This is a genomic window from Mesorhizobium sp. CA15 (assembly GCF_020165215.1).
Classification (GTDB): Bacteria; Pseudomonadota; Alphaproteobacteria; order Rhizobiales; family Rhizobiaceae; genus Mesorhizobium.
This window is the reverse complement of the sequence record NZ_JAIUHQ010000003.1, coordinates 113228-137691: the sequence shown is the minus strand read 5'-3', so window position 1 is coordinate 137691 and position 24464 is coordinate 113228. Positions and strand designations below refer to the sequence as shown.

Genomic DNA, 24464 nt, shown 5'->3' with positions numbered 1-24464 from the left:
ATCAGGTGTTGCCCACCGATCTTCGACAAACGCCTGGCATGGCGTCTGAGGCGAACCCCAACTGCCAGTCATCCCCTATGTTCCCGCCATCCTTCGCGACGAGCCTGGCCGGCAGCGAACGGAACTTCGTGCAGGTTGCAGGGTTAAACATCTGACCTGTCGCTGAACCGCGATGATGCCGTCACCCCAACGGAACACTTCTTACAGCCCAGTTTGGAGGCTCGTAGCGGAATGGCCCGTTCCAAAGGTCTATCCAACCATAACATCATCGTCATCGGCGCGTCGGCCGGCGGAATCGAGCCGTTGAAGCAGATCGTCGCCAACCTTCCGGCCGATCTGCCGGCGGCCATCTTTGTCGTGTTGCATATCGGCCAGGTCAGCTGCCTGCCGGAGATCCTGGACCGCGCGGGCACGCTCAAAACGCAGCCGGCAACGAACGGCGAAGAGTTCAGGACCGGCTGCATCTATGTCGCGCCGCCCGGGTTCCATCTTCTCCTTCACGATGATCATATGATGCTGCGGCGCGGCCCGCGCGAGAATCTTGCCCGGCCGGCCATCGACCCCTTGTTCCGCTCGGCGGCGCTGAGCTACGGCGCGAGCGTCATCGGGGTTCTGCTGTCGGGCGCGCTTTCTGACGGCACCGCCGGGTTGAGGGCCGTCAAATCAGTCGGCGGGCTGGCAGTCGTCCAGCACCCCAAGGACGCGCTGGTGCCGGCAATGATTGAAAGCGCGCTGCGCTATGTCGAGGTCGACCACTGCCTGCCCGCTGCCGAGCTCGGCCCTTTGCTGGCAAAACTTGCGGTCGAGCCGGCCGGAGAATCCTTTCCTCCCCCGCCGGCGGTTAGATTGGAAGCGGCCATTGCCGCGCAGGAGCATTCGACGATGCAGGAAGCGGATCGACTTGGCGAATTGTCGGTGTTCACATGCCCGGAATGTCACGGGCCGTTGTGGGAGATCGAAGACGGTGACATGCTGCGCTATCGGTGCCATACCGGGCATGCCTTCACCACCGACGCGGTGATGGAGATGCAGGCGGTGGAGGCCGAGGAGATCCTGTGGAGCCTGCTCCGCTCGCATCAGCAGCGGGCGGCGTTTGCCAAGCGTATGGCAGAGCGGGAGCGGGCGAAGCGCCGCTCCGGACTCGCCGCCGAAATGGGCAGGCGGGCGAAGGAATATGAGGCGGATGCCGCTGTGATCGAACGCATCCTCGGAAGCAGGCGGGTTCAGGTAAGGGGCAATGGCGAAGTCAGCGCGGAAGGCAAGTACTCACAAGGCAAGGGTTAGTTCGCGCGACGACGAAAAGCAGCCGGCGTCCTTCCCCATTGTCGGCATCGGCGCATCGGCGGGTGGCATCGCGGCATTGCGGAGCTTTTTTCCCGAAGTGCCCGCCGACAGCGGCTTCGCCTATGTCGTCATCCAGCATCTCGACGCCGAGCATGAAAGTGCGCTTGCCAGCATCATCCAGCGCTCAACCGCGATCGCAACGCAAACAGTTGCCGAAAGCGTAGAGGTCAAACCCGACAACATCTACGTGATCCCGCCAGGTGTTTCGGTGAGGATTGAAGAGCGGCGCTTTCACTTGGTCAAGATCGCGGCCGCGCGCGACAGACGGGCGCCGATCGACGATTTCTTCATCTCGCTTGCGCAGGAGCAGGCCGAGAACGCCGCCGGGATCATTCTTTCCGGAACCGGCAGTGACGGCACCGTCGGCTTGAGGGCCATCAAGGAGCGCGGCGGGCTGACGCTTGCGCAAGAGAGCGCCGAATATGACGGCATGATGCGCAGCGCCGTCCAGAGCGGCCTGGTCGACATGGTGCTTCCGGCTGAGGAGATGGCCGGCAAGCTGGTCAGCTATTTCACCCACGCGAGCCGCACCGAAACCGAGCGGGACCGGCGCAAGCGCGAAGTGACCGAACAGCTTTCGCGCATCGCCGCCCTGCTTCGCTCGCGCACAGGACATGATTTCAGCGGCTATAAGGACAACACCATTTTGCGGCGCATCCAGCGCCGCATGCTGGTGCTGCAGATCGACGATCCCACCGTCTTCTACCAGCGGCTACGCGAGGACCCGCAGCAGGTTGATCTTTTGTTCCAGGACCTGCTGATCGGCGTCACCAGCTTCTTCCGCGACCCGCAGGCTTTCGACGCTCTCGAGCGTGTGGTCATTCCCCGGCTGTTCGAGAACCGCAAACCCAGCGAGACGATCAGGGTATGGGTGCCGGGCTGCGCCACAGGCGAGGAAGCCTATTCGATCGCCATGCTCTTGAAGGAGAACGCGCCGCGCGGCGCCGCCTCGCCTAACCTACAGATCTTCGCCACCGACATCGACGAGCGCGCGCTGGAAGTAGCGCGCGCCGGCCGCTACTCGGCGACGATCGCGCCGGACATAACGCCGAAGCGGCTGAAGGAGTTCTTCTCGCGCGAGGACGGTACGTACCGCATTTCCGCCGACCTGCGGGAGATCTGCCTGTTTTCGGTGCACAATCTCTTGCGCGATCCGCCCTTTTCGAAGCTCGACCTGATCGCGTGCCGCAACCTTTTGATCTACATGGGCCCGGAACTGCAGGAAAAGATCGTCCCGATCTTTCACTACGCATTGCGCAACAATGGCTATCTCCTTCTCGGTTCCTCGGAGAACGTCACGCGCCATCCACAGCTGTTCTCGACGGTGGATAAGACAAGCCGCATCTTCCAGAGGCGCAACGGGGCCACCGCACATCGGTTGCCGGAATTCCCGCTCGCTACCGCGGCGAGATCGACGGATCCAAGTGCGCGCCGGCGGGCAACGGCCGGAACCCTGCAGGAAACCGCGGAGCGTTTGCTCGTCGAGCGCTATTCGCCGGCCTATGTGATCGTGAATGCCGCCGGCGAGATGATGCACAGCTCAGGCGGCACGGGCAAATATCTGGAGCTCGCTGCCGGCGCCCCCAGCCACAACGTCTTCTCCATGGCGCGTCGCGGGTTGCGCATGGATCTGAGGGCCGCGCTCCACAAGGCCGTAAGCACCGGACAGGTGGCGGTCCAGAACAAGATCAGCATCGGCACCAATGGCGGGCGTCAGACGATCAGCCTGGCTGTGCAGCCGCTTCCGGGCGATGGTTCTTCCGACCCGCTCTTTATGCTGGTCTTCCGGGATGTCGGCGGGATCAAGCCGGAAGCCGAGGACGAGGCCGTCCACACAACCGACGATGTCGAAAGCGCCAATGTCAGTCAGCTCGAAAGGGAGCTGAGGGAAACCAAGGAGCGTCTGCAGATCACGACGGAGGAGCTCGAATCCTCCAATGAGGAGCTGAAATCCTCGAACGAGGAGCTTTCCTCGATCAACGAGGAGCTGCAGTCGTCCAACGAGGAATTGGAGACCTCGAAAGAGGAGCTCCAGTCGATCAACGAGGAGTTGCACACCGTTAATGCCGAGCTCAGTCTGCGCGTCGACGAGCTCACCCGCGCCAACAACGACATGGCGAACCTGCTCGAAAGCACGCAAATCGCCACCATCTTCCTCGACCGCGACCTCTGCATCAAGAACTTCACGCCGACCGCGCGCGACCTGTTCCGGCTGGTGGAAAGCGATGTCGGACGGCCGCTGGCGCATGTCCGTCCGCGCTTCACTGCCGACGGCTTGCAGGCCGACATGGAACAGGTGCTGCAAAGGCTTGGCACGATCGAGCGGCAGGTCGAGGGCATGGACAACGGCCAGAGCTATATCATGAGGGTGCTGCCCTACCGGACAGTCGACAATATCATAGCGGGCGTCGTCGTCACCTTCGTCGACATCACCCAGATCACGCAGGCCGAGAAAAGGATCGGCGCGCTCTCGCATGACCTGCGCAACCGCGGCGAAAGCCTGGGAGCCCTGCTCGATCTCGTGCCGATCGGCATCTTCATCGCCGAGGATGGCGCCGGCGTGGAGATCCGCGCCAACCGGCGCGCGGCGGAGCTGTTGGGTCGGCCCGCTACCGGCACCAAGCTGATATCCGTGCCCGCGATCCTGCCGCTGACTTTCAATGGAACCAAGGTAGGCACCGATGACCAGCCGCTGCTCAAGACAATGCGCACCGGCAGGGCAATTCCGGGCTATGAAGCGAGGATCCAGCATGAGGACGGTACCGCAATCGACGTTATGATGTCGGCCAACCCGCTGTTCGACGAAAAGGGCAAGGTCCGCGGCGCCATTGCGGCGCTGGTCGACATATCCAGTCACAAGGAGGCCGAGCGCAGCCAGGAAAGGCTGCTGCACGAATTGCAGCACCGCGTGAAGAATATCCTGGCCACGGTCACCGCGCTGACGTCCCGCATGGTTCGCACATCCAGTTCGATGGGCGATTTTTTCACGTCCTTCCAGCAGCGGCTGCAGGCAATGGGTCGAACGCACGACGTGCTGTCTTCCTACAACTGGACGGATGCCGATCTCGAGCAGTTGCTGCGGGCAGTCCTGTCGCCTTACAGCAGCAAGGAGCGCCAGAATATCATCATCCTCGGAAGCCCTTTGCAGCTGGGCGCGAGCGCGGCCGCGACACTCGGCATGGTATTCTTCGAGCTTGCCAGCAATGCCGCGAAATACGGAGCCCTATCGACAGAGGACGGTCGCGTCGAAGTAGCCTGGAACACCGACAAACCGGGCATTCTGTCAATCCGCTGGAGGGAAATCGACGGACCTGTCGTCGAAGAGCCGCCAAAGCGGAATTTTGGAACGAGCTTCATCCAGCAAAGTTTGGAGTACGAGCTGGGAGGGAAGGTCGATCTGAGGTTCGAACGCTCCGGACTGGAATGCGACATAGAAATTCCGCTGGCGCCAGGCACAGGTCGCTGACATTTGCCGCTGAGCGATGAGGAGTGGACACAACATGCTCTTGTCCGGCCTGAATGTCCTTGTGGTCGAGGACGTATTTGTGCTTGCGGAGGACCTCACCGACCAGTTGACCCAAGCAGGATGCACAGTGATCGGCCCGGCACCCACGGTCAGACAGGCGCTTGCACAAATCGAGGGCGTTGCTCTGGACGGAGCCGTGCTGGATGTGAATCTTCGAGGCGAGCAAAGCTTTCCCCTGGCCGAGCATCTCACGCTCGGCGGTGTCCCTTTCATTTTCCTCACCGGCTACGACAGCATCACCGTCTTTCCCGACCGGTTTCGCGACAAGCCCAAGCTGTCGAAGCCAGTCGATTACAACCTGTTGATCGAAGCGGTGTCGCGGTTCCGCAAGAGCGATGCGCCGGACTGAGAAAGCCTGGCCTACGACATGGTGCGATCGCCTATCAACCGGCTCGCAAGCTCGACCAGATGCCGGATCGGCGCAGGCTTCGGCAGAAAAGGCACGCCATGGAAGACAGGCGACTGGAAGGCCGGATCGTAGCCCGAATGCACGACAAAGGGCACACCCGCCTCCTTGAGGCGAGCGGCGGCGGCCCCCCTTTGGCCGTCGAGCAATTGGATGTCGATGATGGCCAAATCCGGTTGGTTGTCGTCCAGCCAGGTCGCGGCTGCCCGTTCCGAGGCCACGCAAGCCACCTCGAAGCCGAGTGCCCTTAAGCCATCCGCCACGTCGCAAGCGATCAGATATTCATCTTCAATGATCAGTGCCAAGGGCGCTCCCATAACGACCTCCTCTGACACGCTTACCTCCTCCTGGCACACTTGTTGTACTCCGCCGGCGAGAGAAGCGCACGACGTTTTGCCCGCAAACGGCTGCGCGGCTGCCGATAGGATTCGGGCCGGCTTGGTCCAAGCCTGCGTCCTCGCCCCGGCTGAGCTGGATCACGTCGAGGTCTGACAAGGCCGCGCGGGCCTCGAACAGGCGAAGAAATTCCGGCCTCAGCCCATCTCCCCGTGCGGCGGCAATCGCGTGCAGGGGCATAAAGGTCTTTATCGTCCGATCCTTCACAGACTTGCCTCCATCACAATGCGGCGGCCTTTTCCCGCCTTGCCTCATCGAAATCGACCGACAAGATTACATCGCCGTCGCCGCCGCGAACCCGAACCGCCCAGCCCTCCCGCCGAGCTTCGGCAGCCGGATCGTCGAGAAGATCGATCGCGGAGCGCAACGCTTCATCATGAACAGCTTCGAGGTTGGGCAATTCCACCCCTTCTAGCCGCCTCAAACTGCCACCGTCACGATATTCGAATGTGTAGAGATCCTGGCCCACGTCGGTTGGCCTCTCGACGGCGGGTCGGACGGCATCCACGGACCCGTCCTGGCTGCCTTGCGCAGACCGGCCGCCGAATGCAGCACACTGAACCATCAGCTCTTTGGCGCGATCGACAAGCGCGGCATCGCCGGGCAACGGGTCGGACACAACCATGGTGACAGCGATCTTTTCCCCGCCCTCGCCGAGAAATTCGACCGTCACGTTTCCAGGACCGGCATGTATCGCTGTATCGAGAACTTGCATTCCTGCCTCTTCGTCTCCCTGTCGAGGATACAAAGCTCCCCTGCTCCTGAAAGTTCCGCCGGAGTTCACGAATCGACTTGGATAGCAGCGCCCGACATCCCGCAACGCTAGCGATGAACTCGAAGGCAGCGCCCTGATCGATATCCGTCTTAAAGGCGCGGTTGGAACAGCGGGGCCGGAAGCAGGTTTAGAAACAAAGGAGGCGCCGAATGTCACCCAACCAACGCACGCCCGCCGAAGCCCGCGGCGAAATCCAGGCCGGCAGGACGCAGGACAAGACCCCTGGGTTCGACCCTGCGGCGGCACCGCAGGAGACGGATGCCGAGGCCGGCGACGTCCCGACTTCCGCCAAGCCGCCAGGGCCGCGCGAACCGAGCTTCACCAACCAGGCAAGCTTTGCCAACGCGATGCGGCCGCCAGAGAACGCGCCCGGCCTGCAGCCGCGCAGGAACGGCCCGGTGCTGGTGATCGTGGCGCTGGTCGTCCTGGTCGCGGTTGTGTTTCTGCTCGCCGCGATCTTCCGCCAGGTATGAAAGGAACATCGTTCCCCGTCCCAGGTTTGATAGCGCAAGGAGGTAATTGCGATGCCGCGCTTGAGAAGTTTGTTTCGTCATCTATGGCGCTGGAAAGCGCAGCCGACCACGGACCCGTCTCCGGTGGACGCCATCGTGCGGCTGCTCCGCGACGCCGAAAAGCAAGGCAGATCCCGGCGTTCGGGATAACGAAAGCGTCCCTCGGCTAGCGTCTCCGGCGGATCGAGCAGTCGCCGCAGTCAGTCCTCGTCATAGATATGCTCGTGGATGATGCCGAGGATCTGCAGCTTCACCGTTTCGCGGGCCTCCGGCCGCACGAAGGGCATCAGAAGGTTGACCGTCTCCTCCACCCGCCGCGGCAGGTCGGCGCTCGGATCGCTCAGATAACTGCCATGGGCGTAAAGGTTTTCGGTCAGCTTCTTGTTCAGGTCGGAAAAGAGTCCCATGGTCATTGCTCCTTGCTGATCCAACAGCCGGAGCGCCCACGCGGTTCCCACTGCCGACGCCATTCGGGAACCCCGCGCCGGGGATGGCTACGATCTTGGAGCGACGCCCAGGCCGACGGACAGCCGCTCGATTGAGCGCAGCGGAATAGATGCGGCAGCCTGACCCCGCCTGCCGCGCGCCATTATCGGGCCTCCTCCCCTCCAACGGCGCCAGGTTTTCGGCCTCTCAACCTTTCTGGCTGCGCTCGACGAATTTGTTGAAGCGGCTCGTTCCACCGCTGCCGGCTTTATCCTGATGCAGGAAGGCGAGATCGTTCTCGTCGAAGATGCGGAAGAATTCGTCCCATTCGATTGGCTCGAGCGTGTCTTCGGGCTCGCCGAAATCGATGCGCAGAATGCCGCCCTTGCCTTTCGTGCGAACGACAGCCGGCTGGCCATTCCGTTCTTCTACCCACTTGCGGATTTCGTCGTGATTGGTGGTCGTCTTGGCCTCGGACATGGACTTTCCTTTCTGCAGCGGGGACCGATGAGCGGTCCTAACGGCAGCCAACAGGCAATGTTCCAGATTGTGGAACGGCTCCCTGTCGAAGCTGCGGCACCTCCTGCGACGGGAACTTTGTTGAAGCAGGGAACAAACCTTTTGCCGCGCAGTTCGGGGCGCCGGAGCCAAGTCCACAAGGGAGTAATCGTGAAACGTGTATTGGTTACGGGAGGTTGCGGCTTCATCGGCCGCCACGTCGCCCAGGAACTCACCGACCATGGCTATCAGGTGCGCCTGCTCGATGCGCTTGTCGATCAGGTGCACGGCGCCGAAGCCATCAACCTCCCTGCGGGGGCGGAACTGATCAAGGGCGACGTGCGCGACCGCGACACTGTCGCCGAAGCGGTTTCCGACGCCGATGCCGTGATCCATCTGGCGGCCGAGGTTGGCGTCGGCCAGTCCATGTACGAGATCGCCCGCTATGTCGGCGCGAACGATCTCGGCACCGCGGTGCTGCTGGAGACATTGATCAAGCATCCGGTCGAGCGGATCGTCGTGGCGTCTTCCATGAGCATCTATGGCGAAGGCCTCTATCAGACTCCGGACGGCGAGCGGATCGACAATGCGCGCCGAAAGCCTGCCGATATAAAGGAGGGCCGCTGGGATTTGGTATCGGCGACCGGCCGACCACTGTCGCCTCTTCCGACGGACGAGGAGAAGCGGCCCGATCTCGCCTCGATCTACGCGCTGACCAAATATGCGCAGGAACGCGCGGTGCTGATCTTCGGCCAGGCCTACGGCGTCGATGCCGTTGCACTGCGCCTGTTCAACGTATTCGGCGCCGGACAGGCGCTTTCCAATCCCTATACCGGGGTCCTCGCCAATTTCGCTTCGCGCCTCGCCAACGGCAAACAGCCGACGATCTTCGAGGACGGCGAGCAGAAGCGCGATTTCGTCCATGTGCGCGATGTCGCCACCGCGTTCCGCCTGGCGCTGGAGCAACGCCAGGCAGCCGGCCACGCCATCAACATCGGCAGCGGCCGCGCCTATTCGATCAGCGAGGTGGCCCGGCTGCTTGCCAAGGCCATGGGCGTTCCGAAGCGCCCCGCCGAAATTCTCGGCAAGGCGCGCTCCGGCGATATACGCAACTGCTTCGCCGACATTTCCAAGGCGCGCGAATTGCTCGGCTTTGAGCCGAAGCATCGACTGGAAGATTCGCTCGGCGAATTCGCGGCATGGGTCCGCAACAGCGTCGTTATCGACCGCGGCGCGGACATGCGACGCGAGCTGGAAGAGCGGGGATTGGTCTCATGACCCAGGGCCACCGGCATCCGCGCAAAGCACCGATAGCCGTTATTGGCGGCAGCGGCTTCATCGGCTCCAACCTGGCCGACAGCCTGCTATCCGACGGCGAGGCCGTGCTGGTCGTCGACAATCTCAGCCGCCCGGGCGTCGAGCAGAATCTCGACTGGCTGGCGCAAAAGCACGGCGACCGGCTGAGCGCCAAAATCGTCGACATACGCGATGCCGGCGCACTGGCAGCGGCGCTGGCGCCGGCAAAGGCGATCTTTCACCTCGCCGCCCAGACCGCCGTGACGACCAGCCTGACCGATCCCGCGCAGGATTTCGACATCAACCTCAAGGGGACGTTCAACGTGCTGGAGACCGCTCGCAGCACCGGCGTCCCCGTAGTCTTCGCCAGCACCAACAAGGTCTATGGCAGCCTGCCCCAGATCGCGGTGCGGCAAGCCGACGATCACTACGAGCCGCTCGACGAGAAGGTGCGTGCGAGCGGGGTCGATGAGAAGGTAGGCCTTGATTTCTGCACGCCCTATGGCTGCTCGAAGGGCGCGGCCGATCAGTATGTGCTCGACTATTCCAAATCCTACGGACTGCCGACAGCGGTGCTGCGCATGAGCTGCATCTACGGGCCGCGCCAATTCGGCACCGAGGACCAGGGCTGGGTCGCGCATTTTCTTCTCAGCGTCTTGTCCGGCCGGCCGATTACCGTTTACGGCGACGGCAGGCAGGTGCGCGACATCCTGCATGTGTCCGATGCCGTAGCCGCCTATCGCGGCGTGTTGGCCAGGATTGAGGCCCTCAAGGGCCAGGCATTCAACCTGGGCGGCGGCCCGAGCAATGCGGTCAGCCTGCGCGTGCTACTGGCGGAGATTGCAGACATGACGGGCAGCGATGTCGCGCTTCGCCACGACCGCGAGCGCGTTGGCGACCAACCCTTCTTCGTCGCCGACACGCGCAAGCTGCAAGCAGCGATCGGCTGGCAGGCGCGTGTCCCATGGCGCGAAGGCGTCAGCGATCTCGCCAGCTGGCTGCTGCGGCATCGGCTCCAACCGCACCCCGAAGCCACGAGGTACGTCGCATGAAGGTAGCGCTGGTCAATCCTCATTGGACATACGAGCACAGCATCTATTTCGGCTGCCGCCAGCCGCATCTGCCGCTGGAGCTCGGCTATTCGAAGGCGATGCTGGAAGCCGAAGGGCACGACGTGCTGATGCTGGACGGCTTGCTGCAAGGGCTGGACAACGCCGCGCTTGCGGAAAGCGTTGCGGCTTTCGCACCGGACATGACCGTCGTGACAACCGCGCCGACCTATCTGTTCTGGCGCTGCGCGCCGCCCGAGCTGCGCGTGCCGGCAGAATTCCTCAATCATCTCGCCGGGCGCGGCGGACGCACGGTGGCGGTCGGACCGCATGGCTCGGCGACGCCGGCGCCGACCCTGCGCAAGCTCGGCGTCGATGTCGTCGTGCGCGGTGAATGCGAGGAGGTCGTGACGGAGCTTGCACGGCAGAGCGACTGGAGCAAGGTTGCGCATACGGCCCGGCTCCAGGACGACTTTCCAGTGTGCAATGGCGGGGTGCATGCCAGCCCGTTCGTCAATCATCCTGCGCTCGCCTGGCCGTCCGACTGGATCGCCGCGCATGGCCACCACCACCACAGGTTCGATGCCCACCAGAAGGGCGCCGGCGCCGAGGTGGAAGCGTCGCGCGGCTGCCCCTATAATTGCAGCTTCTGCGCCAAGATCGATTTCCGCGATGCGTATCGGCGCAGGAAGCACGATGCCGTCATAGCCGAGATCGACGGTTTGATCGCTCAAGGGGTCGGCTACATCTATTTCATCGATGAAATCTTCCTGCCGCAGAAGGCGTTGCTGGAAGCGCTGGTCGACCGCGATATCCAGTTCGGTGTCCAGACCCGCATCGACCTGTGGAAGCCGGACCTGCTCAAGCTGCTCGGCGAGGCCGGCTGCGTCTCGATCGAAGCCGGCCTTGAAAGCCTGACCGTCGAGGGCCGTGCGATGCTCGCCAAGCGATGCCGGCTGGACACGGAGGATCTGGCCGCGCTTTTGGTCGATGCCCGTCGCCACGTGCCTTTCGTTCAGGCCAATCTGATCGGCGTAGTCGAGGACGACCCGGCGCTGGTGGACCATTGGCGCAAGCACCTCATCGATCACGGCGTTTGGGCGAACGAGCCCGTGCCGCTCTATCCATATCCGAGCTCGCCCAGCTACCGCGAACTCTGGGGCGAGCCCGACGATATTGCCTGGGAGCGAGCGCATGAGCACTACCTCGCCTCCTTCCGATCCTTCAGCGACATCCAGGACCAGCGTCCGCATGCGCTGGCTGAGTTGGAGTCCTCATGCTGCAATCACTGACCCATCGTCCGCGGCGCATTCTGATGACGACCGACGCCGTCGGCGGAGTCTGGCGCTATTCGCTCGATCTGGCGCGGGAGCTGGCGGCCAGCGGCGACAGTATCGTGCTTGCCGGGCTGGGACCCGAACCTTCCCCGGAGCAGGCGCGGGAGGCGCGGTCCTTCGCCACGCTGGTTTGGCTGAAATGCCCGCCGGACTGGATGACGCGCGACACGAAAGATCTCGACCGGTTGCCCAGCGAATTGCAGGAGCTTGCGTCGGACTATGCAATCAATCTCGTACACCTCAATGCGCCGGCGCAGGCAGCCGGTCTCGAGCTGACTTGTCCGATCGTCGCGGTATCGCATTCCTGCGTGGTCACATGGCTGCACGCAGTGCGGGCGCAAGCGCCCGAGGGCGATTGGGCTTGGCAACGAGAGCGCAACCGGGCCGGATTCGACCGCGCCGAAGCCATTGTCGCGCCGAGCCGAAGCCATGCCGCCATGCTCGGAGCCTGCTACGGCCCGATCGCCGGCTTGAGCGTCGTCCACAATGGCGCGCTCCCCGGCCCGGCAGGCGCGCATCGCGAGTCCTTTGTTCTCGCTGCCGCCCGCTGGTGGGATGAGGGTAAAAACGGGTTGGCGCTCGATGCCGCGGCTGCCTTGTGTGGCCCTCCCGTTTTCGCCGCAGGCGAAACGGAAGGCCCGGACGGACAGCGCCTGTTCTTCGACAATTGCATCTCGCTCGGCTCGATCAGCCATTGCGAGGTTCGGCAATTGATGGCGCGGGCCAGCATGTTTGTCTCGCCGTCCATCTACGAGCCTTTCGGGCTGGCCGCTCTGGAGGCAGCCTCTGCGGGCACTCCCCTGGTGCTGGCGGACATCGCGACCTACCGCGAGATCTGGGACGGAGCAGCGACGTTCTTCGACGCGCGCGATCCCCACGCGCTTGCCGGCTGCATCGCCAGGCTCTCGCATGACGAAAGCTTGCGGCGCCATTTCGGTCAGCGCGCCGCCCGACGGGCGCGCAAATTCTCGCTCAGCGCCCAGACGGCGCGGATGCGAGAGGTCTACGACCGGGCGGCGACGGCCATGGCAGGGCTTTGACCATGCGCTTCCTGTTTTACACCCACTCCGCCGTTTCCGACTGGAATCACGGCAACGCGCATTTCCAGCGCGGCATCATGCGCGAGCTCGTCGCGCGCGGACATGAGGCGATCGCGCTGGAGCCCGCCGACGGCTGGAGCCGATCGAATCTGCTTGCCGAGCAAGGCCCTTTCGCTGTCGAGCGCTTCCGCAAGGATTTCCCGGAGCTGATGGCGCTGACCTATGGCCCCGGCTTCGCACACGAAGCCTGGCTCGCCGGCGCGGATGTCGTGATTGTCCACGAATGGACGGACAAGGATCTTGTCGCGCGCATCGGACAGGCGCGAGCCTATGGCAATTTCACGCTCCTGTTCCACGACACTCATCACCGCGCCGTATCGGCGACGCAGGCGATAGCGGCACTTCAGCTCGAGCATTATGACGGAGTGCTGGTCTTCGGCGAGGTGCTGCGCGAGAGCTATCTTCGCGCCGGCTGGGGCAAACGGGTCTTCACCTGGCATGAGGCGGCGGACGACCGGCTGTTCAAGCCGTGCCCGGATGTCGAGCCCGTCTCCGACCTCGTCTGGATCGGCAATTGGGGCGACGACGAACGCAGCGCCGAGATCGCCGAGTTCCTGATCGAGCCGGCGAGCGCTCTCGCGCTGTCGGGAACCGTGCACGGCGTGCGCTATCCGACCGACGCCCGAGCCGCCCTTGCCGAGGCAGGGCTGCGCTATGATGGCTGGATTGCCAATGCCGACGTGCCGAAGAGCTTCGCCCGGCATCGCGTCACCATGCACATCCCCCGCCGGCCTTATCGGGAGAGCCTGCCCGGCATTCCGACCATACGCATGTTCGAGGCGATGGCCTGCGGCATTCCGCTGGTCTCGGCGCCATGGTCGGATGTCGAAGGACTGTTCCGTGCCGGCACGGATTTCCTGTTCGCCCGGAACGGCGCCGAGATGCGGGATCACCTTCGCGACGTGCTGAACGACAGCCAGCGTGCGGAGGCGCTGGCTGCGTCCGGTCGGGAAACCATCCTTGCGCGCCACACATGCCGACACCGCGTCGACGAGTTGTTCGACATCCTCGCCGCATGCGGCAATCGCGAGGTCGCTGAAATCAAACCTGCAAGGGAGGCCGTTGCATGAAGATCGCCTTTTACGGATCGAGCCTTCTGTCGTCCTACTGGAACGGCGCGGCCACCTATTACCGGGGCTTGCTCAAGGCGTTGTCGAAGCGCGGCTATGACATCGTCTTCTATGAGCCCGATGTCTACGATCGCCAGAAGCATCGCGATATCGAGGCGCCGGACTGGTGCAGCGTCGTCGTCTATGAGCCGACAGCGCATGCGCTGATGCAGGTCGCCTCGCGCGCCGCGCAGGCAGACGTCGTGGTCAAGGCAAGCGGCGTCGGCTTCGAGGACGAGGCGCTGCTGCATGCGGTTCTCGACAGCGCTCGCCCGGATGCGCTGACCGTGTTCTGGGACGTCGATGCGCCGGCGACCCTAAGCGAGCTGCGCAATCATGCCGAACACCCGCTGCATGAGGCGTTGAAGAGGATCGGCCTTGTGCTGACCTATGGCGGCGGCGATCCCGTGGTTTGGGATTATCGCGCGCTCGGCGCCGCGGAATGCGTGCCGATCTACAACGCGCTCGATCCTGAGACACATCATCCGGTCGCCGCGAATCCGCGCTTTGCCTGCGATCTGGCTTTCCTCGGCAATCGGCTGCCCGACCGCGAGGCGCGCGTCGATGCCTTCTTCCTCGATCCGGCTCGTGTGCTTGGCAGCCAACGCTTCCTGCTCGGCGGATCCGGCTGGGGCGACAAGCCCTTGCCGGCGAACGTTTCGTGGCTCGGCCATGTCGGTACGCGCGATCACAACGCCTTCAACGTGACGCCGAAGGCGGTGCTCAACATCAGCCGCGACAGCATGGCGGCCAACGGGTTTTCGCCCGCGACACGTGTCTTCGAAGCGGCGGGCGCGGGCGCATGCCTAATCACCGATGCCTGGCTCGGCGTCGAGTTGTTCCTGACCCCAGGCGAAGAGATCCTGGTCGCGCGGGATGGTGCCGACGTCGCCGAGATCGTGCGCACGCTGACCCCGAAACGGGCGAAGGCGATCGGCGCCGCAGCGCTGCGGCGCGTTCTGGCCGAGCATACCTACACGCTGAGAGCCCGCCTGGTGGACGACATCTTCAAGGCGCATTTCGAGCGCCGGGCAATGGAGGCCGCGGAATGACGAAACCGCTCGACATCGTTTTTCTCGGACTTTCGTTATCCTCATCCTGGGGCAACGGCCACGCGACGACTTTCCGGGGACTGCTGCGCGCGCTCAACGAGCTCGGCCATCGCGTCACCTTCCTCGAACGCGACGTGCCCTGGTACGCGCATCACCGGGACCTGCGCGACCCCGATTTCTGCGACTTGCGCTACTACCAGACAGTCTCCGAGCTGCCCCGCAATCACCGGCAGGAGCTGCAGCGGGCCGACGCGGTGGTGATAGGCTCCTTCGTGCCGGAAGGCAGGGCCATCATCGACGACCTCGCTTCGCTGTGCACTGGACAGTTCTGCTTCTACGACATCGACACGCCAGTGACGCTGGCGCGGGTTGCCGAGGACGATTGCGATTACCTTGCCCGCAGGCAGATCCCCTATTTCGACGTCTACTTCTCCTTCACCGGCGGACCGACGTTGCAGCGCCTCAGATCGGAGTTCGGCGCCCGCCGAACGGAGCCGCTCTACTGCTCGGTCGATCCAAAGCGACACCATCGCACCAGAGACGCGATCGAATGGGATCTCGGCTATCTTGGAACATACAGCGCCGACCGGCAGCTCGCCCTCGAAGCGCTGCTGCTAGAGCCGGCGCGCCACCTGCCGGAGCGCCGCTTCGTCGTCGCCGGCTCGCAATATCCGTCCGATATCGCCTGGCCGGACAATGTCGAGCGGATCGAGCATCTGCCGCCCGCCGAACATGCCGCCTTCTACAGCCGCCAGCGTTACACGCTGAACCTCACGCGCGCGTCGATGATCGCGGCAGGATGGTCGCCCAGCGTGCGGCTCTTCGAGGCCGCTGCCTGCGGCACACCGATCATCAGCGACCGCTGGCCCGGTCTCGATAGCTTCTTCCCGGAATCGACGATCGAGACCGCAGCCAGTGCCGGCGACGTGCAGGAAATCCTCACAGCCAAATCGGAGCGGGCCAGACTCGATATGGCCCGTTCGGCACGCGAGGCGGTGCTTGCAAGCCACACCGGCGGCGCTCGGGCGCGTGAATTCGTTCAGGCTTTGACCCGGTCTGTCCATGCGCGCGCGGCGATCGATCTGAACGTGGAAAGTGCAGCATGAATAGCAGACAGGAGACTTTGCAGATGCGGCGATCAAGAAGGGTTCAGCAGACACAGACGGCGCTTGTCGCCGGCGGTGCCGGTTTCCTCGGTTCGCATTTATGCGAGGCCTTGCTTCACGAAGGGTATCGCGTCATATGCGTCGACAACTTTCTTACCGGCCGAATGGAGAATGTCAGCTCGCTGATCGGCCAAGCCCGGTTCCGGCTGATCGAGCAGGACGTTTGCGTCCCGCTGGAACTTGGCGAGACTGTCGACCGCGTTTTCAACCTGGCCTGCGCGGCATCGCCGCCCCGCTACCAGGCCGATCCGGTCCACACCACGCGCACCTGTGTGATCGGAACGCTCAATCTGCTCGAGCTCGCCGCAAGCAACGGCGCCCGCTTCCTGCAGGCGTCGACCAGCGAAGTCTACGGCGATCCGGAACAGCACCCACAGCGCGAGGACTATGTCGGTCACGTCAACTGCACAGGACCGCGCGCCTGTTATGATGAAGGCAAGCGCACCGCGGAGACGCTCTGCTTCGATTATCTGCGGGCCGAGATGGCCGATATTCGCATCGCCCGCATCTTCAACACCTATGGTCCCAGAATGGACCCGGCCGACGGCCGCATCGTGTCCAACCTGGTCATGCAAGCGATCGAGAAACGGCCGCTGACGATATTCGGCGACGGCCGGCAAACCCGGTCATTCTGCTATGTCAGCGACATGATCGAAGGATTGCGGCGCCTTATGGATGTCGATCCCAATCCCCGACAGCCGGTCAATCTGGGCAATCCCGGCGAGTTTTCGATCCTCGAACTGGCAAGGCTGGTTCGGGAACTGACCGGCACCAAATCGCCCGTGAAATTCCTGCCCTTGCCACAGGACGACCCGCGCCGCCGGCGGCCGGACATAGGCCGCGCAAGGGCGCTTCTCGGCTGGTCGCCCAAGGTGCCTCTCAGGCAAGGCCTGCTGCAAACCATCGCCTTTTTCTCGAGCCTCGACGACCTCGCGATGGAGCCTATCGCTCCGGTCAACAGGACTGAGGCCGGAAAAGTTCGGAACCTTCAGCTCTGAGGCGGTGGCTTCCTTCACTGTAGCGGAACAACCGACCGGGATTGCGGTTGGACATGACAACCGTCATGGAGAAGAACCGTGCAGCCGAAGCGACCAATCAAGGACATCGACCAGATGGCGGCGGCCGAAACCGCCGCGTTCCTGCGGCGAGCCTCCATCACCTATCTCGAATGTTGCGTCAGCCTCATGATGACACATCTGCAGCGCGAGGAAGTGGCCACAATTCTGGAGCAGGAAGCGGACATGCTGCGCAGGCTGGACTGATCAGCTCCTCGCGCGCTCGATAAAACGCGAAAGCCCGGTTTGGTAGCGGTCGGCGGCGCGCGTGGCTCTTACTCGCTCATCGCCGTGTGTCGACTGTCCGGCCATCGTCCATAGCCCAAGCTGGAAGGCGAGATAGCAGGGCTCCATGTAATCCACCAAAGAATGATCGACGGCACGCGACATTTGTGCCTCGATGCCTTGGATCAGCTTCGAAAGCTCGGCGTCGGAAAGCTGATATTCCACCGTCGCGCCTGCAATGTCCCACGCTATGTCCTGACAGCCGACAATGTCATGCGAGCGGCAATGGTCGACGGCGTCCGTCTTGAGCAGGGTTCCGTCCGGCCTAACCAGAAATTCCCACGCGTGCAGGCGTCCGTCGATCTCGATCCTCCGCAGGAAGGGATGTGAGGAGTGGCGGGCGAACCAACCCTTTAATGCTTCGGCCGGCCCTTCCCCCAAGGCTTCCCTGCAGTTTTGCACGGCCATGTCCGCAAGCCCATCAAGCGAGGCGCCGGCCTCTTCGGTCGGCAACGCGGCAGCGCGCCAGCCGAGATAGCGTCCAAGCCATTCGACCAGGAGGTCCCTGGCCAGCTCTGTCCGATCCAGCCTGTCCGCCTCTGTCCAACGCTCGATCAGGAAGCCGTGGCAGAGTCCGGCAGGCTGCGTTCCAAAACCGACCCTGTGCACCGACCTCGCCGTGTGCAGCTTGTGCTGCCCGGTCCCGCCGAGACCGGCGAACTTGACCAACCAACGCTCCGTGCCCGCCCGTGCCATGAATTTTCGCCGCTCAAAGCCGGCAAACACCGGAGGCCAATGCTCCGGTGGCGTGGAAATATGCTTGCGCCATTCGCCGCCGGAAATCTCGCAGAGTTCGACATCGGGCTTGCCAAGCAGGTTCGCCACCCAGTGGCGAAGGTTCGGCGCGACGCATCCATCGAAGGCCGCTTCGAAATCCGCGACATGGCGTGAGCAGTGGCTCCAAATAGCCTGCATGTCTGCCGAAGCTTGCACGCCCGGCCCGCCGCGGTGGCTCGGGAACAGATGAATGCGCTCCTGGTCGATGCCCTGCCGGCGCAGCCAGGCAACGACAGCATGAAAGGAACTGCCGGAGAGGCCCGGACCTTCATCAACGATGGCAAATTTGGCATGAGGTCTGTCGCGCCAGCCGCCGAGGAGTTCGGGCGCGGCGCATATGTGGCGGCTAAACGGGTGCCCGATCGGCCGCACACTGACGGGCGGCGGCGCATGCAGCGCGGCGGCGACCATCGCCGCGAGGCCGAGACCGATGCCGCGGATCCCGATGACGCAGGTGTTTGCGTCGAGACCCGACTGCAGCGCCGCAAGCAGATAGGTTTCCGGATATAGCGCATAAAGCGCGTAGCCTTCGGCCGGGCCGGTGATTATTTCGCTGCTACAATCGATGGTGGCAAGCTTCGCAAGCAGCAACGGGTCGAGCGCTCCGCTCCGGACAAATCCTTGTTGCCAGGATCGCAGCACTTCCTCCGACAACTCGACGAGAATTTCCGACCCCAGCTTCTGTGTCGACGAATTGCAATCAGCACCCCTGGTGTCGAATTCCGCATCGGCAAGGCCTTGCACGAGTTCGGAGGCGCTGACGAAAAGATCGACCACGGCGGCGTGACGTTCGATACCGGCGGGCAGATCGCCGAGTGCTGCCGCTGCGGCCAAGGCAGCTTCCCTCAGCTGTTGTGCGCTGCGCGTTCGCTTGTGGTCGCCGAAGACGATCATGCGGCTCCTATCCCGCTGTCTGGCCGCCAACGCGAAGCGGCGCCTCTTTGATCCGAGATCCGGCTCAGCAATTTTTCGCGGCGCGAAGGAACATTCGAGGTCGCTCCCGGTTCGGCGCGAGGAACTTACCTTCAGCAAAGAGGCAGCGGTTTCGTGACATCGAAGAAAGTTCGCATCGGCATCGTTGGCGTGGGCAATTGCGCGTCATCTCTTGTGCAAGGTCTCTCCTACTATCGCCACGCCAACGGCAACGAGCCGATCCCCGGGCTGATGCATGCCGACCTCGGCGGCTATCATGTCGACGACATTGAGGTCGTCTGCGCCTTCGATGTCGCGAAAAACAAGGTTGGGCGCGATGTGGCGGAAGCGATCTACACCGCGCCCAACAACACCTTCCGTTTTGCTGATGTCGCGCCGACCGGCGTCCGTGTGGAGCGCGGCCCAACACTCGACGGCATCGGCAAATATCTCCGGGACGAGATCGAAGAGTCGGATGAACCGGTTGCAGACGTAACCGGCCGGCTCCGGGGGAGCGGGGTCGAGGTGCTGATATCCTATCTTCCGGTCGGCTCCGAACAGGCGACGCGCTTCTATGCCGAATGCGCGCTTGAGGCCGGCTGCGCCTTCGTCAATTGCATTCCTGTCTTCATCGCCTCGCGGCCGGAATGGCGCCAGCGCTTCGAGGAGCGCGGTCTTCCCCTCGTCGGCGACGATATCAAGAGCCAGGTCGGCGCAACAATCGTGCACCGGCTGCTCGCCAATCTCTTCCGGGAGCGCGGCGTGCGCATCGATCGCACCTATCAGCTCAACTTCGGCGGCAACACCGACTTCCTCAACATGCTTGAGCGCGAGCGGTTGGAATCGAAAAAGATTTCCAAGACGCAATCCGTCACCAGCCAGATCGACGTCCCGCTCGAGGCCGGCAACATCCATGTCGGTCCCAGTGACCATGTCCCGTGGCTGACTGACCGCAAATGGGCCTATATACGGGTCGAAGGCACCACCTTCGGCGGCGTGCCGCTCAATGCCGAGCTCAAGCTGGAGGTCTGGGATTCGCCCAATTCCGCGGGCGTGGTCATAGACGCCGTCCGCTGCGCAAAGCTGGCCCTCGACCGTGGCATTGCCGGCGCGCTCACAGGCCCCAGCAGCTACTTCATGAAGTCGCCGCCCCAGCAGTTCACCGACGCCGAGGCGCGGCTGCGCACATTGGCCTTCATCGCCGGCGGGGACGAGCCGTTGCTCGATGCCGCCGAATGACCACGACTTTCTTTCTCATCCGCCACGCGGCTCATGATCATGTCGGGTGCTACTTGGCCGGGCGGCTCGATGGCGTTCGCCTCGGCGAGGCCGGACAGGCGCAGGCGCTGCATCTCGCGCGCCGCATGGCGCGCGAGCCGCTCGCCGCCATCTTGAGCAGTCCGCGCGAACGCACGCTGGAGACCGCGAAGCCGATCGCGATCGCCTGCGAGGTCGAGAAGATCGCGATCTGCAAAGAACTCGATGAGATCGACTTCGGCGAGTGGTCCGGCAAGACCTTCGAAGAACTGAACGGCGACGCAAGCTGGCGGCTTTGGAACGACCAGCGCCAGAGCGCCCGCACGCCCAGCGGCGAGACGATGCTGGATGTCCAACACAGGATCGTCGGCCTGATGGACGCGTTGCGCGAGAATGGGCAGGGTCAGTGCATCGCTCTTATCAGCCACGCCGACGTCATCAAGGCGGCCGTCTGCGCGATTCTCGGCCTGCAGCTCGGCGACTGCTTCCGCTTCGATATCGCGCCGGCCTCGGTCACCACAGTCGTTCATGGCGACTGGGGTTCCAAGCTCATCCGCCTCAACGAACTCCCCTGACGGAGCGGCCGGCGATGCGCATGGTCATATTCGGTCTCACCGTCACGTCCTCATGGGGCAACGGCCATGCCACGCTCTGGCGCGGGCTGATAGGCGCTCTGGCCCCATTTGGCTGGTCGATCAGCTTCTTCGAGCGCGACACGCCCTATTACGCCGGTGCCAGGGACCTCGACCGGCTCGATGCTTGCCACATCATTCTCTACCCGGACTGGGAGAGTATCCGCCATGAGGCTGAGGCCGCGATACGGGAGGCCGACGTGGTCATAGTCACCTCTTATTGTCCGGACGCCGTGAGGGCCTCGCGGCTCGCCAACGAGAGCTGCCGCGGGCTGAAGGTGTTCTACGATCTCGATACACCGGTAACGCTGGCGAGAATCGAGCAAGGTGACTATCCGGCCTATTTCGAGCCGGATGGCCTGCGCGATTTCGACCTGATCCTGAGCTATACCGGAGGACCGGCGATCGATGCGCTGAAGGGTATTCTCGGCGTGCGCCATGTCCTGCCGCTATACGGACATGTCGACCCCAACCGGCACCGGCCGGCCCCGCCACGGTCCGAGTTCGCCGGCGATCTCTCCTATCTCGGAACCTATGCCGAGGACCGGCAGGCGGCCGTCGAAAGACTGCTCGTAGCTCCAGCGGCCCAGCTGCCGAACCGCCGCTTCATCATCGGCGGCGCACAATATCCGCCGGACTTTCCATGGAGCGGCAATATCTTCTTCGTCAGGCACCTGCCGCCGGCGGATCACCCCGCCTTCTTTTCCTCCTCGCGCCTGACGCTGAACGTCACCCGCGAGGCGATGGCTCGCAAGGGCTGGTGCCCGTCAGGCCGGCTGTTCGAGGCAGCTGCCTGCGGCGCCGCGATCATCTCCGACGATTGGGCCGGCCTCGACAGCTTCTTCACGCCCGGCAGCGAGATTCTGTTGGCACACACTACCGGCGATGTCGTCGCCGCGCTTGGCCTGTCGGACAACGAAATCGAGGCGCTTGGCCGCCGCGCCCGTGAACGCGTCCTCGACGAGCACACGTCCGCGCACCGCGCCGCCGAACTCGATCGCATCTTGAACGCCGCCGCGTCCATGGCAGGTGGAGCAATGGAGGAAGCCGTCTGATGTTGGGGATCGTGCCTGCCGCGGGCCGCGGCAGCCGCATTCAGCCGCTGGGTTTTTCCAAGGAGCTGCTGCCGGTCGGCAGCCGGCTGGACGGGCAGACCGAGCGCCCCTGTGCGGTGAGCGAATATCTGGTGCGGCGGATGGTCCGAAACGGCGTCGACCGCATCTGCTTCATCATCGGTTCCGGCAAGTCGGACATTCTCGAATATTATGCCGCGGGTTATGACACCGCCGCAGCAATCTTCGTCGCGCAGCCCTCCCCGATCGGACTGTGCGATGCGATCTTCCGTGCCGAGCCGCTGGTCACGCCGGAAGAAACGGTCCTGATCGGCCTGCCGGACACGATCTGGTTCCCCGAGGACGGCTTCTGCCGCCTGGCCGACGACCGGCTGTCCTTTCTGATGTTTCCGGTCGATCGCCCGGAACTCTTCGATGCCGTCGTCCTGGATCAGAGCGGACGTGTCGAGCAAATCCAGGTCAAGCAAGCTGATGCCGCAACAAACTGGGTCTGGGGCGCCTTCAAGATGCCTGGCCGTATCTTCCACCAGCTCGCGGCACTGTGGCGCCAGCGCGACGGCTTCGACGAGTATTTCGGCACGCTGATCAACGCCTATCTCGCAGCCGGAGGCGAGGCTTACGGCGTCAAGGCCGGAACGGCCTATGTCGACGTCGGCACTTTCGATGGATATCGCACGGCGCTCAGGCTGCTCGAAAGCAACGATGTCGTTGAAGATGAGACCCCGCCGATGTTCGCATCGCAAGATCTCTCAACGGTGCCAACCCTTCCAGGCGAAGGAGCTTAGCCATGCTGCATTCCAGCACGGAAATACGCCGCCGCATCGACGCACTGGGACCGTGGTTCCACAATATGGAGCTTGCGGGCGTGGAAACCGCGCCGGATCATTTCCTCGGCAATTATCCGCTGATCAAATGGCGCAAATTCGCGGATGCCATTCCGGCTGACCTTTCGGGAATGTCCGTGCTCGATATCGGCTGCAACGCCGGTTTCTATTCGATCGAGATGAAGAAGCGCGGCGCCGATCGCGTGCTCGGCATCGATTTCGACCAGGCCTACCTCGCCCAAGCGCGCTTCGCCGCCGAGATCGCCGGCTGCGATATCGAATTCCGGGAAATGTCCGTCTACGACGTCGGGGCGCTTGGCGAGCGCTTCGACATCGTGCTGTTCATGGGTGTGCTCTACCACCTACGCCATCCGCTGCTGGCGCTCGACCTGATCCGCGCGCATGTCGCAGGCGACCTGATGATCTTCCAGTCGATGCAGAGGGGCAGCGGGGACGTCCTGCCGCTCGAACAGAACTACCATTTCTGGACACGCGACCTCTTCGATCAACCTGAATTTCCGAAACTGCACTTCATCGAGCATCGCTATGCGGACGACCCGACCAACTGGTGGATTCCAAACCGCGCCTGCACCGAAGCGATGCTGCGCAGCGCCGGCTTCGAAATCGTGCTCCACCCCGAGGACGAGGTCTATTTCTGCCGTGCGGCCGGCAATCCGTCCGACGGCGCCGCCGTCTATCCCGCGAAAGGAGAGGCCGATGATTGAAGCCGCGATGATCTGGAACGAGCCCAATAACAAATCGCATTGGGATCCCGAGCTAGATCCGGACTGGAGCCGTTTTGCCTCGATGGCGATCCTGGCGGCCGATGCGATCGACCGCGAGAACCCGGCCGTCACAAAGGTGCTGGGCGGTATTTCGCCGATCGATGCCGGCTTCATGACGCGCATGAAGGATTTCGGCGTGCTCGACCATGTCGACGCCGTCGCGGTGCATGGCTTCCCGCTCGACTGGAATCTCTGGCAAATCAACGAATGGCCGCAGAAGCTCGGCGAGATCGCCGCCATCACCGATCTGCCGATCTGGGTCAGCGAAGTCGGCGTGTCGACCTTCGGCGCCGAGGAGATCCAGCTCTGGGGCCTGCGCCGCACGGCCGAGTTGCTGCTTGGCATCGCGCCGCGGGTGCAGTGGTACAGCCTCTATGACCTGCCGCGTTCGTGGGAGGCGACGACGCGCCATCGCGAGGCGGAAGGCTCGTCCTATTACAGGCACTTCTACATGGGCCTGCTGCGCGAGGACGGCACGCCTAAGCCGGCGCTTGAGGAGTTCGTGCGCCACACCCCGCAAATGGGCCTGGTACAGTGGTTCCATTTCGAGGACCATCGGCTGGATGATGCCGTTGCCTGGATGCACCGACTGGGCGTGACGCACCTGCGCACTGGCCTGTCCTGGGCGGACAGCTTCCGGCCGAACGCGCTGGACTGGTTCGATCGCCAGATGGAAGCGCTCGCCGACTTCAACGTCACGGTGACCTTCTGCTTCACGCCCGAGCACCGCGGTCTCCAGCCCCACCACACAAGTCCGCCGCAGGTGCCCGAGGAATTCGCCGAATTCTGCGCCGCGATGATCCGCCGCTACGCTCCTGCGATCAGCGACGACATGACACGAACGCGGCGCGTGTCGGCGGCATGGTGAATTC

The 24464-nt window shown here is 63.5% G+C and carries 24 protein-coding genes; 19 read left to right on the top strand and 5 right to left on the bottom strand.

All coding sequences use genetic code 11. The features are described 5' to 3' along the window. Window positions 1–231: 231 nt before the first annotated feature. From LB515_RS07260 to LB515_RS07250, 3 genes are read left to right on the top strand one after another with little or no spacing between them, the layout of a single operon-like run. Window positions 232–1284, top strand: coding sequence for a chemotaxis protein CheB (locus LB515_RS07260; RefSeq protein ID WP_224707264.1), 1053 nt, complete (start codon window positions 232–234; stop codon window positions 1282–1284). Beyond that, complete coding sequence (locus LB515_RS07255) at window positions 1238–4810, top strand: CheR family methyltransferase (RefSeq protein WP_224707263.1); 3573 nt, start codon at window positions 1238–1240, stop codon at window positions 4808–4810. The genes LB515_RS07260 and LB515_RS07255 overlap by 47 nt, the downstream gene beginning before the upstream one ends. Before the next feature lie 34 nt (window positions 4811–4844). Next, window positions 4845–5219, top strand: a complete 375-nt coding sequence (locus LB515_RS07250; protein WP_224707261.1) for a response regulator — start codon at window positions 4845–4847, stop codon at window positions 5217–5219. An 11-nt stretch (window positions 5220–5230) separates the two neighbouring features. On the opposite strand, the gene LB515_RS07245 is transcribed toward LB515_RS07250, so the two are convergent. Beyond that, window positions 5231–5581: a response regulator gene (locus tag LB515_RS07245; RefSeq protein ID WP_224605637.1), complete on the bottom strand. Its 351-nt coding sequence runs from the start codon at window positions 5579–5581 to the stop codon at window positions 5231–5233. Between the two features lie 311 nt (window positions 5582–5892). Beyond that, a complete protein-coding gene (locus LB515_RS07240) occupies window positions 5893–6387 on the bottom strand; it encodes a DUF6894 family protein (RefSeq protein WP_224707260.1) in 495 nt (164 codons plus the stop codon). Between the two features lie 209 nt (window positions 6388–6596). Between LB515_RS07240 and LB515_RS07235 the strand changes: the two genes are divergently transcribed. Further along, a complete protein-coding gene (locus tag LB515_RS07235; RefSeq protein ID WP_224707258.1) occupies window positions 6597–6920 on the top strand; it encodes a hypothetical protein in 324 nt (107 codons plus the stop codon). Window positions 6921–7159: 239 nt separating this feature from the next. Here the strand turns inward: LB515_RS07235 and LB515_RS07230 are convergent, their stop codons facing one another. Beyond that, the gene (locus LB515_RS07230; protein WP_095768905.1) at window positions 7160–7366 is read right to left on the bottom strand and encodes a hypothetical protein; all 207 of its coding nucleotides are present in this window, start codon (window positions 7364–7366) and stop codon (window positions 7160–7162) included. Window positions 7367–7592: 226 nt separating this feature from the next. Further along, window positions 7593–7865, bottom strand: a complete 273-nt coding sequence (locus tag LB515_RS07225; RefSeq protein WP_140833344.1) for a hypothetical protein — start codon at window positions 7863–7865, stop codon at window positions 7593–7595. A 189-nt stretch (window positions 7866–8054) separates the two neighbouring features. On the opposite strand from LB515_RS07225, the gene LB515_RS07220 reads away from it, so the two are divergent. The 9 genes from LB515_RS07220 to LB515_RS07180 all read left to right on the top strand — a co-directional run bounded on the left by LB515_RS07220 (window position 8055) and on the right by LB515_RS07180 (window position 17254). Then, window positions 8055–9161: an NAD-dependent epimerase/dehydratase family protein gene (locus tag LB515_RS07220; RefSeq protein ID WP_224707257.1), complete on the top strand. Its 1107-nt coding sequence runs from the start codon at window positions 8055–8057 to the stop codon at window positions 9159–9161. After that, entirely contained in the window at window positions 9158–10231 is a 1074-nt protein-coding gene (locus LB515_RS07215; RefSeq protein WP_224707256.1) for an NAD-dependent epimerase/dehydratase family protein, read from the top strand. The genes LB515_RS07220 and LB515_RS07215 overlap by 4 nt, the downstream gene beginning before the upstream one ends. Further along, window positions 10228–11520 carry a TIGR04295 family B12-binding domain-containing radical SAM protein gene (locus LB515_RS07210; RefSeq protein ID WP_224707254.1) on the top strand — a complete coding sequence of 431 codons (1293 nt, stop codon included), beginning with the start codon at window positions 10228–10230 and terminating at the stop codon, window positions 11518–11520. Before LB515_RS07215 ends, LB515_RS07210 begins: the two co-directional genes overlap by 4 nt. Beyond that, window positions 11505–12605 (top strand): glycosyltransferase family 4 protein, encoded by a 1101-nt coding sequence (locus LB515_RS07205; protein ID WP_224707253.1) that lies wholly within the window; start codon window positions 11505–11507, stop codon window positions 12603–12605. Before LB515_RS07210 ends, LB515_RS07205 begins: the two co-directional genes overlap by 16 nt. A gap of 2 nt (window positions 12606–12607) precedes the next feature. Further along, on the top strand, window positions 12608–13735 hold the full coding sequence (locus LB515_RS07200; RefSeq protein WP_224707252.1) for a glycosyltransferase: 1128 nt from the start codon (window positions 12608–12610) through the stop codon (window positions 13733–13735). Beyond that, the gene (locus tag LB515_RS07195) at window positions 13732–14826 is read left to right on the top strand and encodes a glycosyltransferase (protein WP_224707251.1); all 1095 of its coding nucleotides are present in this window, start codon (window positions 13732–13734) and stop codon (window positions 14824–14826) included. Before LB515_RS07200 ends, LB515_RS07195 begins: the two co-directional genes overlap by 4 nt. Continuing rightward, window positions 14823–15932, top strand: coding sequence for a glycosyltransferase (locus LB515_RS07190; RefSeq protein WP_224707250.1), 1110 nt, complete (start codon window positions 14823–14825; stop codon window positions 15930–15932). Before LB515_RS07195 ends, LB515_RS07190 begins: the two co-directional genes overlap by 4 nt. Next, window positions 15929–16990 (top strand): UDP-glucuronic acid decarboxylase family protein, encoded by a 1062-nt coding sequence (locus LB515_RS07185; protein WP_411965891.1) that lies wholly within the window; start codon window positions 15929–15931, stop codon window positions 16988–16990. Before LB515_RS07190 ends, LB515_RS07185 begins: the two co-directional genes overlap by 4 nt. A gap of 78 nt (window positions 16991–17068) precedes the next feature. Next, complete coding sequence (locus tag LB515_RS07180; RefSeq protein ID WP_095768871.1) at window positions 17069–17254, top strand: hypothetical protein; 186 nt, start codon at window positions 17069–17071, stop codon at window positions 17252–17254. Here LB515_RS07180 and LB515_RS07175 read toward each other — a convergent pair whose 3' ends face one another. After that, complete coding sequence (locus tag LB515_RS07175) at window positions 17255–19003, bottom strand: hypothetical protein (RefSeq protein WP_224707249.1); 1749 nt, start codon at window positions 19001–19003, stop codon at window positions 17255–17257. It lies immediately after the preceding gene. A 153-nt stretch (window positions 19004–19156) separates the two neighbouring features. Between LB515_RS07175 and LB515_RS07170 the strand changes: the two genes are divergently transcribed. From LB515_RS07170 to LB515_RS07145, 6 genes are read left to right on the top strand one after another with little or no spacing between them, the layout of a single operon-like run. Beyond that, complete coding sequence (locus tag LB515_RS07170; RefSeq protein ID WP_140844510.1) at window positions 19157–20260, top strand: inositol-3-phosphate synthase; 1104 nt, start codon at window positions 19157–19159, stop codon at window positions 20258–20260. Next, window positions 20257–20853 (top strand): histidine phosphatase family protein, encoded by a 597-nt coding sequence (locus LB515_RS07165; protein WP_224632603.1) that lies wholly within the window; start codon window positions 20257–20259, stop codon window positions 20851–20853. Before LB515_RS07170 ends, LB515_RS07165 begins: the two co-directional genes overlap by 4 nt. Before the next feature lie 14 nt (window positions 20854–20867). Beyond that, entirely contained in the window at window positions 20868–21965 is a 1098-nt protein-coding gene (locus tag LB515_RS07160) for a glycosyltransferase (RefSeq protein WP_224707248.1), read from the top strand. After that, window positions 21965–22768 (top strand): nucleotidyltransferase family protein, encoded by an 804-nt coding sequence (locus tag LB515_RS07155; RefSeq protein ID WP_095768876.1) that lies wholly within the window; start codon window positions 21965–21967, stop codon window positions 22766–22768. The genes LB515_RS07160 and LB515_RS07155 overlap by 1 nt, the downstream gene beginning before the upstream one ends. Before the next feature lie 2 nt (window positions 22769–22770). Continuing rightward, window positions 22771–23532 (top strand): TIGR04290 family methyltransferase, encoded by a 762-nt coding sequence (locus LB515_RS07150; RefSeq protein ID WP_224527677.1) that lies wholly within the window; start codon window positions 22771–22773, stop codon window positions 23530–23532. Further along, window positions 23525–24460: a beta-xylosidase gene (locus LB515_RS07145; RefSeq protein ID WP_140542290.1), complete on the top strand. Its 936-nt coding sequence runs from the start codon at window positions 23525–23527 to the stop codon at window positions 24458–24460. Before LB515_RS07150 ends, LB515_RS07145 begins: the two co-directional genes overlap by 8 nt. The last annotated feature ends 4 nt before the right edge of the window (window positions 24461–24464 follow it).

Coding starts and splice junctions, on each gene's coding strand:
- LB515_RS07260 (WP_224707264.1), top strand. CDS start 232: ATGGCCCGTTCCAAAGGTCTATCCAACCATAACATCATCGTCATCGGC.
- LB515_RS07255 (WP_224707263.1), top strand. CDS start 1,238: ATGGCGAAGTCAGCGCGGAAGGCAAGTACTCACAAGGCAAGGGTTAGT.
- LB515_RS07250 (WP_224707261.1), top strand. CDS start 4,845: ATGCTCTTGTCCGGCCTGAATGTCCTTGTGGTCGAGGACGTATTTGTG.
- LB515_RS07240 (WP_224707260.1), bottom strand. CDS start 6,387: ATGCAAGTTCTCGATACAGCGATACATGCCGGTCCTGGAAACGTGACG.
- LB515_RS07235 (WP_224707258.1), top strand. CDS start 6,597: ATGTCACCCAACCAACGCACGCCCGCCGAAGCCCGCGGCGAAATCCAG.
- LB515_RS07230 (WP_095768905.1), bottom strand. CDS start 7,366: ATGGGACTCTTTTCCGACCTGAACAAGAAGCTGACCGAAAACCTTTAC.
- LB515_RS07225 (WP_140833344.1), bottom strand. CDS start 7,865: ATGTCCGAGGCCAAGACGACCACCAATCACGACGAAATCCGCAAGTGG.
- LB515_RS07215 (WP_224707256.1), top strand. CDS start 9,158: ATGACCCAGGGCCACCGGCATCCGCGCAAAGCACCGATAGCCGTTATT.
- LB515_RS07210 (WP_224707254.1), top strand. CDS start 10,228: ATGAAGGTAGCGCTGGTCAATCCTCATTGGACATACGAGCACAGCATC.
- LB515_RS07205 (WP_224707253.1), top strand. CDS start 11,505: ATGCTGCAATCACTGACCCATCGTCCGCGGCGCATTCTGATGACGACC.
- LB515_RS07200 (WP_224707252.1), top strand. CDS start 12,608: ATGCGCTTCCTGTTTTACACCCACTCCGCCGTTTCCGACTGGAATCAC.
- LB515_RS07195 (WP_224707251.1), top strand. CDS start 13,732: ATGAAGATCGCCTTTTACGGATCGAGCCTTCTGTCGTCCTACTGGAAC.
- LB515_RS07190 (WP_224707250.1), top strand. CDS start 14,823: ATGACGAAACCGCTCGACATCGTTTTTCTCGGACTTTCGTTATCCTCA.
- LB515_RS07185 (WP_411965891.1), top strand. CDS start 15,929: ATGAATAGCAGACAGGAGACTTTGCAGATGCGGCGATCAAGAAGGGTT.
- LB515_RS07175 (WP_224707249.1), bottom strand. CDS start 19,003: ATGATCGTCTTCGGCGACCACAAGCGAACGCGCAGCGCACAACAGCTG.
- LB515_RS07165 (WP_224632603.1), top strand. CDS start 20,257: ATGACCACGACTTTCTTTCTCATCCGCCACGCGGCTCATGATCATGTC.
- LB515_RS07160 (WP_224707248.1), top strand. CDS start 20,868: ATGCGCATGGTCATATTCGGTCTCACCGTCACGTCCTCATGGGGCAAC.
- LB515_RS07155 (WP_095768876.1), top strand. CDS start 21,965: ATGTTGGGGATCGTGCCTGCCGCGGGCCGCGGCAGCCGCATTCAGCCG.
- LB515_RS07150 (WP_224527677.1), top strand. CDS start 22,771: ATGCTGCATTCCAGCACGGAAATACGCCGCCGCATCGACGCACTGGGA.
- LB515_RS07145 (WP_140542290.1), top strand. CDS start 23,525: ATGATTGAAGCCGCGATGATCTGGAACGAGCCCAATAACAAATCGCAT.